At 65.3% G+C, this 16,858-nt stretch carries 19 protein-coding genes; 10 read left to right on the forward strand and 9 right to left on the reverse strand.

All coding sequences use genetic code 11. The annotated features are described in order from the left end of the window. Positions 1–26: 26 nt before the first annotated feature. From ACWEO2_RS16475 to ACWEO2_RS16485, 3 genes are all read right to left on the reverse strand, one after another. Complete coding sequence (locus ACWEO2_RS16475) at positions 27–374, reverse strand: hypothetical protein (RefSeq protein WP_452406053.1); 348 nt, start codon at positions 372–374, stop codon at positions 27–29. Then, the gene (locus ACWEO2_RS16480; RefSeq protein ID WP_452406054.1) at positions 371–745 is read right to left on the reverse strand and encodes a hypothetical protein; all 375 of its coding nucleotides are present in this window, start codon (positions 743–745) and stop codon (positions 371–373) included. The genes ACWEO2_RS16475 and ACWEO2_RS16480 overlap by 4 nt, the downstream gene beginning before the upstream one ends. Before the next feature lie 73 nt (positions 746–818). Next, positions 819–941 carry a hypothetical protein gene (locus ACWEO2_RS16485; RefSeq protein ID WP_452406055.1) on the reverse strand — a complete coding sequence of 41 codons (123 nt, stop codon included), beginning with the start codon at positions 939–941 and terminating at the stop codon, positions 819–821. 63 nt (positions 942–1,004) lie between these two features. Here ACWEO2_RS16485 and ACWEO2_RS16490 point away from each other — a divergent pair, with 63 nt between their 5' ends. Beyond that, the gene (locus tag ACWEO2_RS16490) at positions 1,005–1,880 is read left to right on the forward strand and encodes a helix-turn-helix domain-containing protein (RefSeq protein ID WP_452406056.1); all 876 of its coding nucleotides are present in this window, start codon (positions 1,005–1,007) and stop codon (positions 1,878–1,880) included. Continuing rightward, positions 1,877–2,089, forward strand: coding sequence for a DUF397 domain-containing protein (locus ACWEO2_RS16495; RefSeq protein WP_452406057.1), 213 nt, complete (start codon positions 1,877–1,879; stop codon positions 2,087–2,089). Before ACWEO2_RS16490 ends, ACWEO2_RS16495 begins: the two co-directional genes overlap by 4 nt. Positions 2,090–2,218: 129 nt before the next feature. Here the strand turns inward: ACWEO2_RS16495 and ACWEO2_RS16500 are convergent, their stop codons facing one another. Genes ACWEO2_RS16500 through ACWEO2_RS16510 form a run of 3 tightly spaced genes read right to left on the reverse strand, consistent with a single transcriptional unit; the run spans position 2,219 to position 6,474 of the window. Then, the gene (locus ACWEO2_RS16500; RefSeq protein ID WP_452406058.1) at positions 2,219–3,715 is read right to left on the reverse strand and encodes a flavin-containing monooxygenase; all 1,497 of its coding nucleotides are present in this window, start codon (positions 3,713–3,715) and stop codon (positions 2,219–2,221) included. A 5-nt stretch (positions 3,716–3,720) separates the two neighbouring features. Continuing rightward, positions 3,721–5,124, reverse strand: coding sequence for a wax ester/triacylglycerol synthase family O-acyltransferase (locus tag ACWEO2_RS16505; RefSeq protein WP_452406059.1), 1,404 nt, complete (start codon positions 5,122–5,124; stop codon positions 3,721–3,723). A 15-nt stretch (positions 5,125–5,139) separates the two neighbouring features. Further along, positions 5,140–6,474, reverse strand: coding sequence for a cytochrome P450 (locus tag ACWEO2_RS16510; protein ID WP_452406190.1), 1,335 nt, complete (start codon positions 6,472–6,474; stop codon positions 5,140–5,142). A gap of 615 nt (positions 6,475–7,089) precedes the next feature. Between ACWEO2_RS16510 and ACWEO2_RS16515 the strand changes: the two genes are divergently transcribed. Beyond that, positions 7,090–7,992 (forward strand): SGNH/GDSL hydrolase family protein, encoded by a 903-nt coding sequence (locus tag ACWEO2_RS16515; protein WP_452406060.1) that lies wholly within the window; start codon positions 7,090–7,092, stop codon positions 7,990–7,992. 109 nt (positions 7,993–8,101) lie between these two features. On the opposite strand, the gene ACWEO2_RS16520 is transcribed toward ACWEO2_RS16515, so the two are convergent. Further along, entirely contained in the window at positions 8,102–8,284 is a 183-nt protein-coding gene (locus tag ACWEO2_RS16520) for a DUF397 domain-containing protein (protein WP_452406061.1), read from the reverse strand. On the opposite strand from ACWEO2_RS16520, the gene ACWEO2_RS16525 reads away from it, so the two are divergent. Continuing rightward, complete coding sequence (locus ACWEO2_RS16525; RefSeq protein WP_452406062.1) at positions 8,228–8,689, forward strand: tyrosine-type recombinase/integrase; 462 nt, start codon at positions 8,228–8,230, stop codon at positions 8,687–8,689. The two genes, ACWEO2_RS16520 and ACWEO2_RS16525, sit on opposite strands and share 57 nt — an antisense overlap. An 89-nt stretch (positions 8,690–8,778) precedes the next feature. On the opposite strand, the gene ACWEO2_RS16530 is transcribed toward ACWEO2_RS16525, so the two are convergent. Then, positions 8,779–9,468: an SDR family NAD(P)-dependent oxidoreductase gene (locus tag ACWEO2_RS16530; protein WP_452406063.1), complete on the reverse strand. Its 690-nt coding sequence runs from the start codon at positions 9,466–9,468 to the stop codon at positions 8,779–8,781. Positions 9,469–9,597: 129 nt separating this feature from the next. Here ACWEO2_RS16530 and ACWEO2_RS16535 point away from each other — a divergent pair, with 129 nt between their 5' ends. From ACWEO2_RS16535 to ACWEO2_RS16545, 3 genes are all read left to right on the forward strand, one after another. Next, positions 9,598–10,530: a LysR family transcriptional regulator gene (locus tag ACWEO2_RS16535; protein ID WP_452406064.1), complete on the forward strand. Its 933-nt coding sequence runs from the start codon at positions 9,598–9,600 to the stop codon at positions 10,528–10,530. Positions 10,531–10,941: 411 nt separating this feature from the next. After that, on the forward strand, positions 10,942–11,232 hold the full coding sequence (locus ACWEO2_RS16540) for a hypothetical protein (protein WP_452406065.1): 291 nt from the start codon (positions 10,942–10,944) through the stop codon (positions 11,230–11,232). Beyond that, entirely contained in the window at positions 11,229–11,366 is a 138-nt protein-coding gene (locus ACWEO2_RS16545) for a hypothetical protein (RefSeq protein WP_452406066.1), read from the forward strand. Before ACWEO2_RS16540 ends, ACWEO2_RS16545 begins: the two co-directional genes overlap by 4 nt. Before the next feature lie 174 nt (positions 11,367–11,540). On the opposite strand, the gene ACWEO2_RS16550 is transcribed toward ACWEO2_RS16545, so the two are convergent. Then, the gene (locus ACWEO2_RS16550; RefSeq protein WP_452406067.1) at positions 11,541–12,428 is read right to left on the reverse strand and encodes an SDR family oxidoreductase; all 888 of its coding nucleotides are present in this window, start codon (positions 12,426–12,428) and stop codon (positions 11,541–11,543) included. A 140-nt stretch (positions 12,429–12,568) separates the two neighbouring features. On the opposite strand from ACWEO2_RS16550, the gene ACWEO2_RS16555 reads away from it, so the two are divergent. The 3 genes from ACWEO2_RS16555 (at position 12,569) to ACWEO2_RS16565 (ending at position 16,646) form a co-directional block, all read left to right on the forward strand. Further along, positions 12,569–13,180, forward strand: a complete 612-nt coding sequence (locus ACWEO2_RS16555) for a TetR/AcrR family transcriptional regulator (RefSeq protein ID WP_452406068.1) — start codon at positions 12,569–12,571, stop codon at positions 13,178–13,180. Positions 13,181–13,275: 95 nt separating this feature from the next. Next, the gene (locus ACWEO2_RS16560; protein ID WP_452406069.1) at positions 13,276–15,729 is read left to right on the forward strand and encodes a beta-glucosidase; all 2,454 of its coding nucleotides are present in this window, start codon (positions 13,276–13,278) and stop codon (positions 15,727–15,729) included. Next, the gene (locus ACWEO2_RS16565; protein ID WP_452406070.1) at positions 15,726–16,646 is read left to right on the forward strand and encodes an esterase/lipase family protein; all 921 of its coding nucleotides are present in this window, start codon (positions 15,726–15,728) and stop codon (positions 16,644–16,646) included. Before ACWEO2_RS16560 ends, ACWEO2_RS16565 begins: the two co-directional genes overlap by 4 nt. The last annotated feature ends 212 nt before the right edge of the window (positions 16,647–16,858 follow it).

The following is a 16,858-nucleotide window of genomic DNA, read 5'->3' on the forward strand; positions in this document are numbered from 1 at the left end:
GACGCTCGCTCATCCGGACTCCGGCGCTAACCGTGGCCGCCGACGTTCGCGCCCGCACCGGGGACCGGTAGCGCCAGGTCCGAGAGCCGGTCCAGCACCTCGCGCAGGGTTCGATACGTCGGCCCGCAGTATGCGCGTGGCTCGCTGCCCAAGGGTGGGAACCGGATTCCCCGCGCGGCGGCCCGCTCACGTGGAGTCAGAGTCTGCGGCGCGAGTCGGCCCGCTTCGACCAGCGTGTGATACGCGGCCGCCTTCCATGCGCACCGTCCGAGGCGACAGGCGCGGTGGGCGCGCATCTGCTCGTGTGCCAACTCGATGTCGGTGTACCGGCATACCCCAGGCGGCGTCACGATCGTCTCCTCCTCGCGCATCATGCCGCCCCTGCTTCGACGACGACCGGACGTACGGTCCGCGCCCATGTCGTTGCGGGGCACACAGTTTCGAGGTCGAAGTCCTCGCAAACGCGCGCCGGTTGATTGTCGACCTGAGCCAAATCGAAGACCACGATCGCCAGCGCATCCAGCCCTGCCGCGATGCCGAGCGCGTAGGCGACCGGATCGGGGTCATCCTGCGGGGGACGCACGGTATAGATGTGCTGATAGCCGAGGGAGCGAGCATGGCGTTGGATCGCGTCAGCATGCCGGGGTGCGTTCAGTCCCGACACCGCACCGCGCACCAAGCCGACCGCCTTCGGTCGAGTGCCGACGCGTCCGGTAACTATCTCTGTCACTTGCTCGTTCGTCATGGTTGTGATGCCTTCGGTCGTGGGTGGCACCTCGCAGTCCGAAGCCGCCTGTCCGAAGCCGGGTTTCGACTGTTCAGGGGCTTTCGCGTTGCTCGGCCGTGGCCATATGGTCGCGCGCCTCGGTCGCGGCGTGGAGCCGCTGTGGGAGGTGTTCGGACAAGAGGCGCAAATGCCCAGCATGATTCTTGAGATTCATCTAGCCTGACTCTCCGACTGAGAAGCTTTAGGGGTATCGGTTGAGAAAGCAGGGGGCCAAAGAATGCCGAGCAAGGCAGACCTCAGCGGCACGACACTTCCGCGTCGTCAGCTGGGGCGAGCACTACGAGACGCGCGCCAGGCGCGAGGTTTGACGCTCGACCAGGTAGCGGCAGCGACCAGGATCAGCCGCGCTACCCTGAGTCGAATCGAGTTGGGGCAGTACGCGAGGGTCCGGGATATGGAAGTCGACTACCTCAGCCGGTACTACTGCCTACCGGAAGCGCGGATCGAGTACTTGAAAGCGCTTGCGAGCGAGGCCAGTACCAAGGTGTGGTACCAGGACTACCGACATCTGATCTTGCCACGATTCAACACGTATCTCGAGCTGGAATCGTTCGCATCGGAGTTCTGGTTCTATCAGCCGATCGTCATACCCGGCCTGCTCCAAACAGCGGACTATGCCCGGACTTTGGAACGGTTGCACCGGCCGGACGACCCGCTGGATGAGATCAATAACCGGGTGGATCTGCGAATTCAGCGCACAAGGATACTCACCCGGCCGCACATGTCGGTTCGAGCGGAGTTCTTGTTGCAGGAGAACGTTCTCTACACACTCGTCGGATCCAGCCAGATCATGGGTACCCAGCTGCGGCACATTGCCGATCTGAGTACTCGCGACAACGTGACGATCAGAGTACTTCCGTTCACAGCTGGTCTCCCGACGGGAAGCGTGATGCCGCCGCACATCTTGCTCGATTTTCCCGACAACGAACCTTCTGTAGTTCATACCGAAGCTGCCATTGGCACAATGACATTCGATGACGCCGGAGATGTGAAGCGCTTTCGCGCACTCCATGAAACTCTTCAACAAGCATCGCTGGAAGAGCAGCCATCTCGGGATCGAATCAGGAAAATAGCAAGGAGATACGAACAGTGACCATCGGCCTAGTCGGCGCACAGTGGTTCAAATCGAAATACAGTGGCGGCCAGCAAGAATGCGTCGAGGTAGCCTGGCTGCAAGCCGGGCACGTCGGCGTCCGAGACTCGAAGAACCCCAGCGGCCCAGCACTGGTGTTCACCCCTGGCGAGTGGGATGCCTTCACGGCAGGCATGCAAGACGGTGACTTCACTCGGCCCACCGCGTAACGGTTTGCCACGATCAACGGCCTCGGTCCGATACATAATCGACTGGGGCCGTCACCGTTTTAGTTGCTGAGCGTCCGGGTCGATGGTGCGGAACTGCTCAGCCAGCACTCCGCTCCTGGGCGCGGATCTCTATTCGATGCCTGGTCGTCCTGGACGGATAGCGGCCGCCACGCGTGTCAGGTCATAGTCCCGCGGGCGAATGTGGCGGCGATCGAGCCGGATGCTCCAGGTCCCACCTGGCCAGGTCAGCGTGTTGGTGCGGTGCTCATCGATGAAGTAGCTGGTGCAGCCGCCGGTCGACCACACCCGGGTGCTGAGCCGCTTCCGTGCGCGGGTGACCCATGCGCGTTCGGCCTGTTCGGACGGGCTGTAGCGGCGAATTCCCCTGGCCCGCATGTATTCGATGGTTCGTGCGACCAGTTTCGTGGTCGGTTCGATGGCGAGGAACTGGGAGGTGTGCGGCAGCGCGGTATTCGGTCCGGTGACCGCGAACAGATTCGGCAGACCCGCGAACGCGATGCCGCGATAGGCGCGGAATCCGTCGCGCTGGAACTTCTTGCGGGTCGAGGTCTGCGCGGTCCGGAAATCCGGGAAGTGCGCGATCGAATCCTGGACGTGGAATCCGGTGGCCCATACGATCGCGTCGACCTCGTGCAGTTCACCATCGGCGGTACGGATGCCGTTCGCGGTGATCTCGGTGATCTTCTCGGTGCTCAGCCGCACATTCGGGCGTGCGAACGACCGGTAGTACTCATCGGAGACCATCGGCCGCTTACAGCCGAACGCGTAGTCGGGCGTGAGTTTGCGCCGCACTTCGGGATCCGGCACCTGCCGGACCAGCACTCGTCGGACCAGCCATTCATAGACCGACACCAGCCGCGGATGGAATTCGGCGAAGTGCATCGCCTCCAGGAACAGGAAGACGAATCCGCGCGCCGCCAGTCGGATCGGCGGCACGTATCGCAATACCTTGCGTACCGTCGGCGGAATGGGCCGGTCCAGGCGCGGAATCACCCATGCCGGGGTGCGCTGGAACGATATGAGCTCGGCGGCACTCTTGGCGAGCGCGGGCACGATCTGCACCGCACTCGCTCCGGCGCCGACCACCGCGATCCGCTTGCCCTCCGGCTCGAACGACGGGTCCCATTTACTCGAATGCATCTGCGGCCCGGCGAAGTCGGCCCGGCCCGGAATATCCGGAATCGCCTCGGCATGTAGCGAGAAATAGCCCATGACGACGGCACGGGCCCGGATCAGCCTGCCGTCGGTCAACCGCAGCACCCACTGTTCGGCAGCCTCGTCGAAATCGGCCTCGGCGACATCGCTGTTCAGCTGCACATGCCGCCGCAGATCGAAGGTGTCGACAATATTCTCGGTATAGGCACGCAATTCGGGCTGGGTCGCGTAGACACGAGTCCAATCCGTATTCGGCGCATAGGAATACGAGTACAGCACCGAGGGCACGTCGACCGCACATCCCGGATAGACGCTATCGCGCCAGGTACCGCCGACGGCCGCGGCGCGTTCGAGGATGACGAAATTGTCATTGCCGAGCCGGCGCAGGTTCACCGCGACGCCCAGCCCGCTGAATCCCGAGCCGATAATCGCCACATCGTAGTTCGGCATGGATCTCACCCCACGGCGCGGACACTGTCCGGCAGGAGCAGATCGGTGAGTTCATCGAGTGCGGTATCCATGGCCGCGGTGAGATATGCCATCGGCGGCAGCTTGTCCTGGGCACCGAGCACGCCGAAATGCAACCCACCCGAATAGCCGATGCAGGTGAAGTTCAGCGGGTTGCCGTGCATCAGCAGCGAAATCGGGTAGATCGTCTCCAGCCGAGCGCCGTTCCAGTACAGCGGGTTTCGCGGTCCCGGCACATTGGAGATGCCCATCGGATGCGAGGCGGCGGTATTGGTGAAGCCGAAGCTGAGACCGAGGATCCACGGCAGGGTGACCGCGAGCCCGTAGCCGATGACCTCATTCGGTGCCATTGCGCCCATATGCTGTTTCGCGGCACGGATGTAGTACTTGACGGCGCTGAGCCGATCGCGCGGATCGGCGATATCGGTGCCGAGCGCGGTGAACATCATGCCCGCGCGGGTGCCGACGCGCACATCGTCCTCCTCGCGCAGATCGGTGGGCACGCCTGCGGTCAAGGAGATTTCGGGCAGGGTGGCGTGGTTGGACAGGTAGTCACGCAGCGCCGTGCTCACCAGGTAGAGCACGATGTCGTTGATCGTGCAGTCACCCGCCTTCGCCAGTCGCTTGAACAGCGCGAGGTCATAGCGCCGTCTGGACAGGTCGCGCGCACCGGTGATGGTGCCGTTCAGAATGGTGTCGGGCTGCTGATAGGCCTTCTGCGCCATGGTCTTATTGCCGCGTGCCCGGCGGAGGGCGTCACGGGCGGCGGATCCGATGCCACGCACCAAGGCCAGCAGGCCGGTCACTGCATCGAGCAGCGCGCTGAACGGATTCGCCTTGGGCACAGCAGTTTCCGCCGACTCGGCGGCGGGGCGGACGGTGAAGAGGTCCGGCACATCGCGTGCGGCCTCGTCCTCGGTGAACGTATCGGTGAACAGCCGCATGGCCGATGCGCCGTCGAGCAGGCTGTGATGCACCTTGAGCAGCAGTGCGAAGCGATCCTGTGCCAGCCCCTCGATGACGTGCAATTCCCATGGCGGACGGCTCATATCGAGCTGCTTGCGATGGATCGTCGAAACGAGCTCGGTCAACTGATCCTGGCTGCCCGGTTCTGGCAGCGTCCATTCCCGAATGTGCTCGGTGAGGTCGATATCGTCGACCTCGCGCACCAGCGCCGCGACGCCGGGCGGCGGAAACTTCAACGGTACGAAGTTCCACGGTTGCGGCAGGCTCGCCGGTGCGTCCAGTCCGGCCCGCCACTGCCGCAGGAATTGCGCCGCACCGCCCTCGGGCGCGCTGAACTCCAGCAGGAAGGCGATATGCATCGGCATATCGGGTGATTCGAGCGACAGCCAGACACCGTCGGTCGCGGTCAGTCGATGCAACGACATCTAGTTCCTCAGCGGTCAGGACACGGCGGCGGCGCGCCGGGTCAGGTCGAGATCGAGATCAATGGGGATGACGGCGAAGTGGAAGCGATCCTTCGGCGGCTGCGCACCTGCGGGCAGGCGCACATCGAAGTTGCGGCAGACCATGGCGGTGACGCTCTTGATCTCCAACATCGCCAACCCACGCCCCGGGCAGAAGCGCGGACCCGAGCCGAATGGCGTGGAGACCTCGGGCCGATGCGTGCCGTGGCCGGTGTTCAGCCAGCGGTCCGGATCGAAGCGCAGCGGCTCCGCGAAGTTCTGCTCCTGCACACTCGCATGCTGCACATTGACGATCACCCAGGTGCCCGCCGGAATGCGCACGCCGTCGATGATGGTGTCCGCGATGGCCTCCAACCCGACAATGGGTGTGGTCGGGCGCAGCCGCATCGATTCGGCGACAACGGCTTCCAGATATGGCTGCCGGTCCAGCGCGGCGGGGATCTCGGCAACTTCCTCCCGAATGCGTTCCTGCACAGCGGGATTGCCCGCCAAGTGGTAGAGCAGCCAGGCCATCGCATTGCTGGTGGTGTCCTGACCGGCGATGAGGATGGTGAGCGCCTCGGCGAACAGCTGGTCATCGGTGAAGGCGGTGCTGCCGTCCTGCGCCAGCAGGAATGCCTCGATGAAATTCGTCGGCTTATCCGGCAGATTCGCGCGCGCCCGGCTGATGACGCCGGTCAGGTCGGTGCGCAGTGCGGCGAGTGCACGCTGCAGCGCCCGGTCGTCGGGGAGCTTGAGGTAGCGCCAGTACGGGATGGGGCTGTTGATCCGCCGATTGATGAGCGGGAAGATCAGCTCCAGATGCCGCTGGATGATATCGCCGGACTGTTCGATGGTGTTGATGTCGTAGTCGAAGGTCAGTTTGGCGGTGACATCCACCGTGTACCGGGTCAGGTCGCCACGAATGTCCGTGGGCGAGCACCGTTCCCAGCGTCGCTGCAGGCGTCCGGTGATCGTCTCCAGGGTCGGATGGAAGCTGCGTAGGTGGGCGGCATTGAAGGCAGGCATCGCCAGCTTGCGGCGCAGTCGCCACGCCTCACCCTCCAGGGAGAACAGTCCGTTGGATCCCATCTCGTCCATGACCGATTCGATCGCCGACTGCCGCCGGAACCCACCGGGGCGGTCCCGGAAGATCTCGCGATTCAGGTCGGGATCGCTGACGACGACAATGCGCCGCCCCGGCATCTGGAGCTGGTAGAGCGGGCCGAACTCATCGCACCACTGGTCGAACTGACGGTGCAGCAGCGAGGGTCGCATCTGCGGGAGATTTCCCAGCAACGGCCACCGGGTGGGGCCGGGGAGATCGTCCACTGACTTGGCGGGTGAGATCGAGACGGACAACCTGGCGCCTAACGTCGATATGAACGGATGGAATCTTGGCGGTCGGGAAAAAGGCGCGAGAGTTTATTGACGGGACGCGAACAAAGGCGCGCCGAGTTTCTCCGCGAATGCGACGAATGTGCGGCAATAACGACAGCCTCCCCGCAGTCGAACATATGGTGCGGCCACATGGACGGCCGTCCAACCATGAATGCCGAGGCGGGCGATGACTCAGCGCGAACAATGGCGACGGTAGCCAGTTCGAGCGGGCGCTGTCAAGCCGATCGATCGGCGTCATCGAGCTTTCCGCAGGTAGCGGACAATTAGTGAGGAACGCAACAGTGCCCCACCCGATCGCATGAATCCGGAACTGTGCACGTTCACCTCCGGCGTGCCGAAATGCCCTATCCCCCAACATTCCTCGAGGCTGCGACGCAACCGGGTCGGCGATACGAGAAAACCCGACGATGCGAACGTGAAAGTTATTCGCAATTACCGGATAGTGGCTAGACTCTGCCCGCATAGGTCGGATGTATCGACAGGTTCGAGCACCATAGCGAGTTATGCGCCTGAATTCGTCCGGTCATGGGTTCACAAGGAGACACAATGCAAGTTTTTGGCAGCTGGAAGCACCTGATGAGAAAGGCGAGACCAGCGGTCATCGCATCGGCGATGGCGCTCTCGACGAGCGCCGCAATCACCGGGCAAGCCATTGCCGAACCGACGGCGGGCATCCACTATGTCGCATTGGGAGATTCCTTCGCCGCGGGCGCCGGGGTGTTTCCGCAGGCCGAACTCACCACGTGTTCGCGCTCCGCGGTCAACTATCCGGCACTGGTCGCGAAGCAGCTCGGTGTCGAGACCTTCAAGGACGTCACCTGCGGCGGGGCCACCCTGGACGACCTCACGAGTTCACAACGCGGCGTTGTCTCCGGAACCGCGGCGCCGCAGTTCGATGCGCTCACCCCCGACACCACCTTGGTCACCATGACCATGGGCGGCAATGACATCGGCCTCGCCAAGCAGGCGCTGCGGTGCGGCAATCCGCTGCCGGAGCCGAATGGCACGTCATGTGCGGATGCCTTCACCGCGGGCGGCGTCGACATCTTCGCAGAACGTACCTCAGCCCTGGCGCCGGTGTACGGCACCGCGATCGACGAAATCCACTCGCACGCACCGAAAGCCACCATCGTGATCGTCGGATACCCGACCGCCTCGCGCGCTGGCGCATGCCCGGAGCAGCAGCCCGCCTGGCCGCGCGATGCCGACTACCTGCAGGGCGTGCTGGTCAACCTCAACGCACTGCTGCGCGACGTCTCCGCCGCGCACGGCGCGATCTTCGTCGATACCGCCACCTCCAGCATTGGGCACGATATGTGCGCCGCACCCGACCAGCAGTGGATCAACGGGCTGGTCCCCTCGCTGTCGACCCCGTCTTTTGTCCCCTTGCACCCCAACACCTTCGGTGAGCAGAACATGGCACGACAGGTGGTGGCCGCGCTGCGGTGACGCAACGAGGCCAGGCGCGGTTACCGCGCCCCTCAGCTTCGTCGGCTGAGAGGTTTCCTGTTCCTCGGGGCGTAGCAGCTCGAGTGCGCCCCGCAGGTCAGTCTGCGGTCTAGGGCCGACCGAACTTGCCATCGTTCACGCCAGCGGTGAACGCATCCCACTCCGAGGGGGTGAAGCCCAGCGCCGGGCCGGTTGGGTTCTTGGAGTCCTGGGCCCTGACTATGCCCCCGTCGAGGTGCGCGACCTCCACGCATTCGCCTGTGCCCCCGAACTGTGGCGGGACTTGAACCACTTCGCCCCCGTCAGGTCGACTTCAGCGCTCACTGTTAAAACTCCTTGCTATTTCTCTCAACATGTCGACCCGACCACCGGACGGGCCAGGCTGTCCTACCGTCGTGCGGCCGAATTGTTCGACGCCCACACCGCTGGTCTCGACGGCGGCCCGTTCACGCTGCATCAGCTGTGGCACAGCGCATTGACCCATGCGGCCGAGGACGGCGCGTCCACGCCGATGCTGATGAAGATGTCCGGGCATACCTCGGTGCGCAGCCTGGCCAAGTACGCTCGCCCGTCGACCGGAGGCGCTGGCCCGATGGTGCGCCCAGACCGCTCCCGCCGCCCGCGGACATCGATAGCGGGGGCCACGCCCCCTATTGCAGAGTGCCACAAGTCATTTCGCGTCAGCGGAACAACGTGATGACCGTGAACGCGCCGAAACGGGTTGTCTCAGCCACGACGGGGCATCGGCCCCGGACAACCCCCTATATGCGACGGCGCTTGCCGTTGTCAGGGAGTGATGAGACGTTCGGCGGGGCTGCGGGTGGTGTGCATGTCCCAAAGGAGTTGAGCGATGTCGTCTGGTTCCATCGGTGACACGTTTTCGGGAATGCCCGGTGTGCCCACGATCCACGCACCGAGTGCGACATAGCCGACGTAAATGCCTTTGTCGGCCAGGGCGTTATTGAGGTTGACGGCCCAGTTGCGTAGGGCGGCGCCCGCAGCGCCCGCGCTGCCGGCCCACGGCGTCGGCGTGACCGCACTGGCACCTGTGGTGTACAGCAATGTGCCGGCACCGGCCGCCACCATCGCGGGCAGCACTGCGCGGGTCGCGGTGATCGCGCCGTAGCAGGAGCCTTCGATCTGCGGCCGCAGATTTTCCACGGTCACGTCCAGCACCCCGGTCATCCAGCTGTCACCGTCGGCGACCTGCACGTATGGTGCCGAGTACTGCAACACGTCAATTCCGCCGAACCGCGCCGCAACATTGTCCAGCGCGGTGGCCAATGTGGAGTGATCTGTGACGTCGGCGGGAAACCCGGCTGCTTCGACACCCTCGGCCGCCAGTCTGTCGACGAGTCCGCCGAGTCGTTCCTCGGAGCGGGCGATCAAGGCGACGTCGAAGCCGTGACCGCCGAAAACCCTACCGAGCGACAGACCGAGGCGCGTCCCGGCCGCGACCAGAGCGATCGTGGGCATGGTGGTCCTCCCTATATTCGTGTTCATTCGTGTTCGTTCTCAATCCCCAAGCGGGGGACGAGCCCATCCGATCACCACTCGGTGTGGCACGTCCAAGACCGTCCGGGCCGTGATCGATAACATGAGGGAATGGATCGGTTGGAGACGCGGGAACTGGCGTACTTCGTGGCGGTGGCCGACGAGTTGCACTTCGGGCGTGCCGCCGCCCACCTCGGCATTGCGCAGCCCGCGCTGTCCAAGGCCATCCAGCGCCTGGAGCGCCGCCTGGGCGTCATCCTGTTCGAACGGACCAGTCGCGCGGTCGCGCTGACCGAGGCCGGCCAGGTGCTCGCCCGCGACGCACGCACGGTGTTGCAGGCGGTATCCGCCGCGACCGCGCGGACGCAGCGGGCCGGCACCCGAGATCCGCGCTTGATCCTGGCCATGAAACCCGGCGGCGACGCGGGGCTGCTCCCGGATATCCTCGCGGCCTACGAACGCGAGGATGGCGTGTTGCCGATCGAGGTGGTCTTCGGCGGCGACCGCGCCCGCATGCTGCGCGAGGGGAAGGCCGACGCCGCGTTGTTGTATGCGCCGCCCGATGACGTGCGTGGACTGGACACCGAGATGTTGCTGAGCGATGCACCGGTCGCGGTGCTGCCCGTGTCCCACCCACTCGCACACCGGGCGTGCCTGCGGATGGCCGACCTCGCGGGCGAAAACCTGCACAAGCACCCCACGGATGCCAACGCGGCGGGCAGCATCAGCGAACTGATGCACCTGATCGCCCTGCGGCGCACGGTCGCCGTGCTGCCCCGGTCGCTGACCACGCCGCTGCGTGAGGACCTGACCACCATTGCGGTCACCGACATCCCACCGAGTGTCCTTCTACTGGCCTGGCCCGCCCACAGCACATCGCCGTCCGTCGCGGCCCTCACCCGCGCCGCCGCGGAAGCCGCGGCCTCGCAAGGCCCCTCGGAAGCGGGCAGGCACGCAACTGCCGCCACCGACACAATCCGCCGACCCGAAATCCTCGGTCAGCCTTCCTCTTCGGGTGCGTCGGGATCGCGCAACGGCCGATGAGCTCCGCCGAGGTGGGGCAAACGGAAGCTGTAGTGCCCGTCAATGCCGATATGAGCGCGCACGAACGGCGGCAGCCGCATCGCGTCGTCGTCGGACACCGGATAGCCCTGCTCGCGCAATGCCGAGAGCGCCCGGGCGGCTTAGCGTGACTTTTCTCGCGGAGTCTCAACCCCCGTTTACCGTGTGAACGGGTATACCTCGAACCATGAGATGCGACGCGCCGGGGGTGGCTGGACCACCAAGACTCATCTGGCGTGCGAGCAGGGCCGCAAGCTGCTGTCACCGACGCTCGAGGCGATCCAGACGGACCGGTGTGCCGGTCCGGACGATCCGCTTCTATTGCGATGCAGGGCTTTTGGAGTTTGTAACGGGCGGAGCCCGGCGCTCGATTCAGTCACCGAGGTCATATCCGTGACCGAAACTTTATTAAAGAAGAATGGGTTTGAGATGATTCGAGTCAATCGCCACATCGTTGCGGGTGCCCTGCTGGCCGGTGCGGTGCTGATGTCCGTGGCTCCCGCACAGGCTCAGGCCCCGCTCCGGCTCGAGCCGGCTCAAACCTCGCTCCAGCTCGAGCCGGCTCAGGCCCCGGTCGAGCCCCAGGCGATCGGCAACAGTGGGATTGCCAGCGGTTCGGCCGATCCCAACTGGTTCTGCGGCACGATCTGGCGTACCTGCTGGACGCCTATCGCGATGTCGTGACCTGGTTGGACGACAACACCCCAGCGACGGGGCTTGGCAGCGGCTGGTCTCGCCCGGACGAGCGACCGGGCGAGACCGTCGATCGCGCCGCGCTCGGCCTTCCGGCCGATCCGGTGATCGCCCGGCGCGCATAAGGACGAAACCCACATCCGAACTTTGTCGGTTTCTGTGTGATTACTAACGGAATCCCCAGGGTGCCGGGAGAAGTGCGTCCCTCCCCAAAATACACTGGCGACGACATCATCTCCTGCTGCCGTTCGATGGCGCGCAGACTGTCGACGACGTTGCGATGGGCACACCAGGGGGTGTCATCGCGACACGTTGTGACGGGTGGGCAAGTGGCGGTCGAGCCAGTCGGACAGCGGGGTGGGCGCGATGCCGAGCTCCGACCATACCCCCGCCGCGTCGACCGTCTGCGGTCGAGAATCCAGTAATGCCCCCAACCGCATTCGACGAGCCTGCACCTCATTGAACGGCCGTACCGCGGCGGCGGACATGCGCAGCATGCGAGCCGACAGCACGTTTTCCTTGGCAATCGCGATGCCGAGCCCTCCCGCGATTGCCGCGTTCAACTCGCGCAGCGTCCAGTCGTCGGGCCCGCCCAGTTCCACGGTTCGCCCGCTCCCGGACTGCGCCGCGAATTGCGCTGCGGCTGAGGCGATATCGACACCGGAGACGAAGGGAACCGGATTGTCCCCGGAGCCGAAGATGAGTGCGCGCGACGATTTCACCAGCGAATCGGCCAGCATCGGCACCCAGGTCTCCATCAGATGGGTCGGCCGCAGAATCGTGTACGGCATCCGACCGCGACTCAGCCGAGCCTCCACCCGCGCCTTGCCCCGGAAAAGATCTACCGGACTGTCGACTTCGGCACTCGTCGCGGACACATACACGAAATTCGTGACACCCGCCGTCTCCGCGGCGTCGATCAGTCCCGGCAGTGCCGACCCCTCCATACCGCGCGGACCGTTGCGCCCCTTGCCCTCTCCGCCGTGCACGGTGCACACCACGCGGGTGACCCCCGCCAGCGCCGTCGCCACCGAGTCGGCATCGTGCAGGTCGCCCACCGCGACCTCGGCTCCCGGCGGCGCATGCCCCGCTTCGCGTGTCAGCACTCGCACTCGCGCGCCCGACTCGACCGCTCGCTCGACCACTTGCCGCCCGACAACGCCGGTTCCGCCTACCACCAAGAACATGACGCACTCATTTCTATCACTGCTCTGATATCTATCGATGCTAGATCTAGCGTTGATAGATAGTAGACTCGCCGAATCCACCGCTGTCAATGGCGGTTCGTTACGCTCCGAACAATGAACGCAGCAGAAGAGCACGCCGCATGAAGCGGCCCGAGGGACGCCCGCCGGGCCGGGCCGGGCACGAGGATCGGCGCCGGGCCATCCTGGAGGCGGCCCTCGAGGTCTTCGCCGAACGCGGCTACCAGGGTGCGACCATCGCGATCGTCGCGGAACGGGTCGGACTCAGCCAGCAGGGCGTGCTGCACTATTTCCCCAATAAACAGACCCTGCTGGCGAATGTGCTCGCACTGCGCGACCGGAACGACCTCGACGTCTTGCTCGCTACCGCCCAGGGCAATGCCACGACCCTCGATTTCCTCGCCGATCTAGTGGAGCGCAATGCCGAGCGGCCCGGCATCGTGCAGTCGTTCACGGTATTGGCGGCCGAGAGCGTCACACAGGGCCATCCCGCGCGCGACTACTTCGTCGATCGGTATACGCAGATTCGGGCGATGCTGACCGCCATGCTGGAACGCGACCTGGGCGGCGAGCCACCGCGCGGCGTCTCACATCGGGATGCCGCGACGCTGCTGATAGCGGTCCTGGACGGTTTACAGCAGCAGTGGTTGCTGTCGCCGGATCAGGTCGATATGCCCGCGCTGTTGCGCGAGTTTCTGCGATTGATCCGACCGATCTCCGATGCCGCCGATTGATAACGTATCGATAACATTACCTACTAGCTGCTAGGTGTTTCGACCATACTTCGAGGCGGAGGCCCGCGCGTCCGACCGACAAGGGAGTCGCAACCATGGCGAATCATCAGGCCGACCGCGAGGCAGCGGTCGAAAAGGCATTGGCCGCACTGGATCTCGATGCCCGTTCCCGCCTGCTCGCCGGACAGGACATGTGGACCCTGCCCGCGATTCCCGAAATCGGACTCGGCTCGCTGGTGATGTCCGACGGTCCGATCGGTGTGCGCGGCGTGCACTGGAGTCCGGAGGATCCCTCGATCGCCCTGCCGAGCCCGACGGCGCTGGCCGCCACCTGGGATCCCGCCCTGGCGCGGCGGGCCGGGCAGTTGCTCGCGCAGGAGGCGCGGCGCAAGGGCGTGCACATGCTGCTCGCGCCGACGCTCAACCTGCACCGAAGCCCGCTGGGCGGCAGGCACTTCGAGTGCTATTCGGAGGATCCGCTACTCACCGGGGCGATCGGCGCGGCCTATGTCGGCGGAGTGCAGGACGGCGGCGTCGCGGCGACGCCGAAGCATTTCGTGGCCAATGACTCAGAGACCGACCGATTCACCGTCGACGTGCGGGTCTCGCAGCGCGCATTGCACGAGCTGTATCTCGCACCGTTCGCGGCCGTGGTCGAACAGGCCGGGCCGTGGGCGTTGATGGCGGCGTACAACAGCGTCAATGGCACCACGATGACCGAGCACAGCGCGCTGCAGAACGACATCCTGCGTGCGCGTTGGGGATTCGACGGGGCCATCGTCTCGGATTGGACGGCGGCGCGCGATACCGTCGGCGCGGCCAGCGGTGGGCTCGATATCGCGATGCCCGGGCCGCGGAGCGTCTTCGGCTCGGCATTGGCCGAAGCTGTGCACGCAGGGCGGGTTCCGGAGGTGACGGTCGAGCAGATGGCACGGCATATGCTTCGACTGGCCGCCCGGGTCGGGGTGTTGGCCGACGCGCCGCCGGCGGTAGCTGAAGACGCACTTCCCGCTCCGATCAATGGCGAAGCGCTCGCGCACGAGATCGCTCAACGCTCGATCGTGCTGCTGCGCAACGAGAACGATGCATTGCCGCTCGGGCGGGTCCGGCGCATCGCGGTGATCGGCCAGGCGGCCGACCAGGCCAGGGCGCTCGGCGGAGGCAGCGCCCAGGTTTTCCCGCCGCACACGGTATCCCCGCTCGCGGGATTGCGGGCATTGCTCGATGAGCAGACCGAAGTGAGCTATGCCGTCGGCGCGGATCCCCGGGTCAAGATTCCGCCCGCCGAGGCGGGTTTCGACCTGCGAGTCCGGCTGTTCGGCGCCGATGGAAACCCGCTCGGCGAGCATCCGCTGCCGGAGGGCAACGTCGAATGGATCGGCGAATTCCCGGACGGGATCGCGGTCGGTGAACTCCACAGTGTCGTTGTCACCGGCACCTTCACACCGCGGGTCGGCGGAACCCATACTTTGGCAATTGCTGGCATCGGACCGTTCCGGCTCACGGTCGGCGATAAGACCCATTTCGATGAGGCCATCGTCCCCAACGGTGATCCGGTGGCCGCATTCCTCGCCCCGCCCGAAGTGCTGATCGAGGTCGAACTCGATGCGGCACAACCGGTTTCGGTGAGTCTGCGACACACGGTGACGACACTGCCCGAGCTGCCCATTGCCTTCGAGAAGTTCGCGCTGGGCCATCAGGAACCGAATATCGATCCGGATGCGCTCATCGAGGAGGCGGTCGCCGCGGCGGCGGCGGCCGATATTGCCGTGGTGGTCGTCGCGACCACCCCGGAGGTCGAAAGCGAAAGCTTCGACCGCACATCGCTTTCGCTGCCCGGCCGACAGGATGAGCTCGTCACACGCGTCATCGCGGCCAACCCGCGCACCGTGGTGGTGGTCAATACCGGCTCCCCCGTGCAGCTGCCGTGGGCCCAGGATGCCGCGGCGATTCTGCTCACCTGGTTTCCGGGACAGGAGGGCGGTGCCGCACTCGCCGACGTACTGATGGGCCGGGCCGAACCCAGCGGGCGGCTGCCCACCACTTGGCCCGCCTACCAGGATGATTCGCCGGTTCTGAATGTCACGCCCACCGACGGTGTCCTCGCCTACGAGGAGGACATCTACATCGGATACCGTGCCTGGCAACGACTTTCGATCGCACCACGGTTCTGGTTCGGACACGGGCTCGGCTACACCACCTGGGAATACGAGACAGCCGCCTTCACCCCCGCGACCGGCAATATTATCGGCACGCTGGCCGTTCGGGTTCGCAATACCGGTGATCGCCTCGGCCGCGAGACGATCCAGACCTATATCGCCCATGCCTCCCAGCCGGACCGGCGATTGGCCGCCTTCGCGGTCGTCGAGGCCGAGCCCGGCGAGACGGCCGAGGCGGCGATCCCCATCCCCCGCCGCGCCGCCGAATCCTGGGACGAGACAGCGGAAGACTGGGTGCTACCCACCACCGCCTACCACCTGCTGACCGGTCGATCGGTCGCTGATATCCGCCTGACCACCGCCATTCAGCTCGAAGGACCACACGCATGAGACTGCGCCGAATCGCTCTCGGCCTCACTGCTTTCGCCCTATGTACTGCGGGGACATCGGTGGCCGCCGCCGAGCCGGGGCCATATCCGACGGCCACCTGGCAGCAGGTGCAGGATGCGGAGACCCGATGGGCCCAGGAGGGCAAGGTCGAAGCGCCGACACCGCCGGGAGTCAATCGATACGACTGCACCTCCACCGTGCCCGGCGCGGTTCCCGTTGTCCTGCTCCATGGTTTCGCGGGCGACGAGTACCGGGCCTGGGGCTATCTCGGACCAGCCTTGGCCAATGCGGGGCTGTGTGTCTACTCGTTCTCCTACGGCGGCAGCAATGCCATGCAGGGCGGTGGCAATGGTCCACTCGCCGATTCGGCGGTCGAGATCGAGCAGAAGCTCACCGCACTGACCACCCGGCTCGGCGTCGCGAAGGTCGACCTGATCGGTCACTCCGAGGGCGGCATCATGGCGCAGTACCTGGTGAAGACCCATCCGGAGCTGGCCCGCGGCGTCCGCTCGGTGACCACCATCTCCTCGCCCACGCGCGGTGCGCTCGGCGACCTCGGCGCAACCCTGCTGAATGCCGCAAGCGTGCGCGACGCACTCCCGGTACCGCCCGCCGTGAAGGACCTACTCGCCGGGTCTGCCTTCCTGAACGAGCTGAACTCCGGACCGATCACCGTCCCCGGTGTCGCCTACACGACGATCAGCAGCCGGTTCGATCCGATCGCAGCCTTCGGCCAGAACCTGGCCACGATTCCAGAACCCGGCGTCAACAACTACGTCCTCCAAAACATCTGTCCCAGCAGTAAAGCCGGACACAACGGCACAGTCTTCTCCCCCACCACCGCCGCACTCGTCCTGAATGCGCTCGATCCGTCGACCGTGCGACCGATCCCATGCCAGGACGATTCGACCGGCTAGCCCCCCGGGTGTCCGACGAGGGACTACGCCGGCGCCAGGCCGACAGCGACCCGGCTGCACGTCGGCGACCAGGCGGCTGAGTTCTAGGCCACGGCTGTAAGGCGCTCGGCCCGTTGGTCTTCCGTAGGCACGCGTCAGCCGGCTTCGAACCGCGCGGATCGCGGCATTTCCGGATGTATCCCGAATCTGGATGTATCCCGAAAGATTGGTGA

It is taken from the genome of Nocardia sp. NPDC004278, assembly GCF_053602975.1.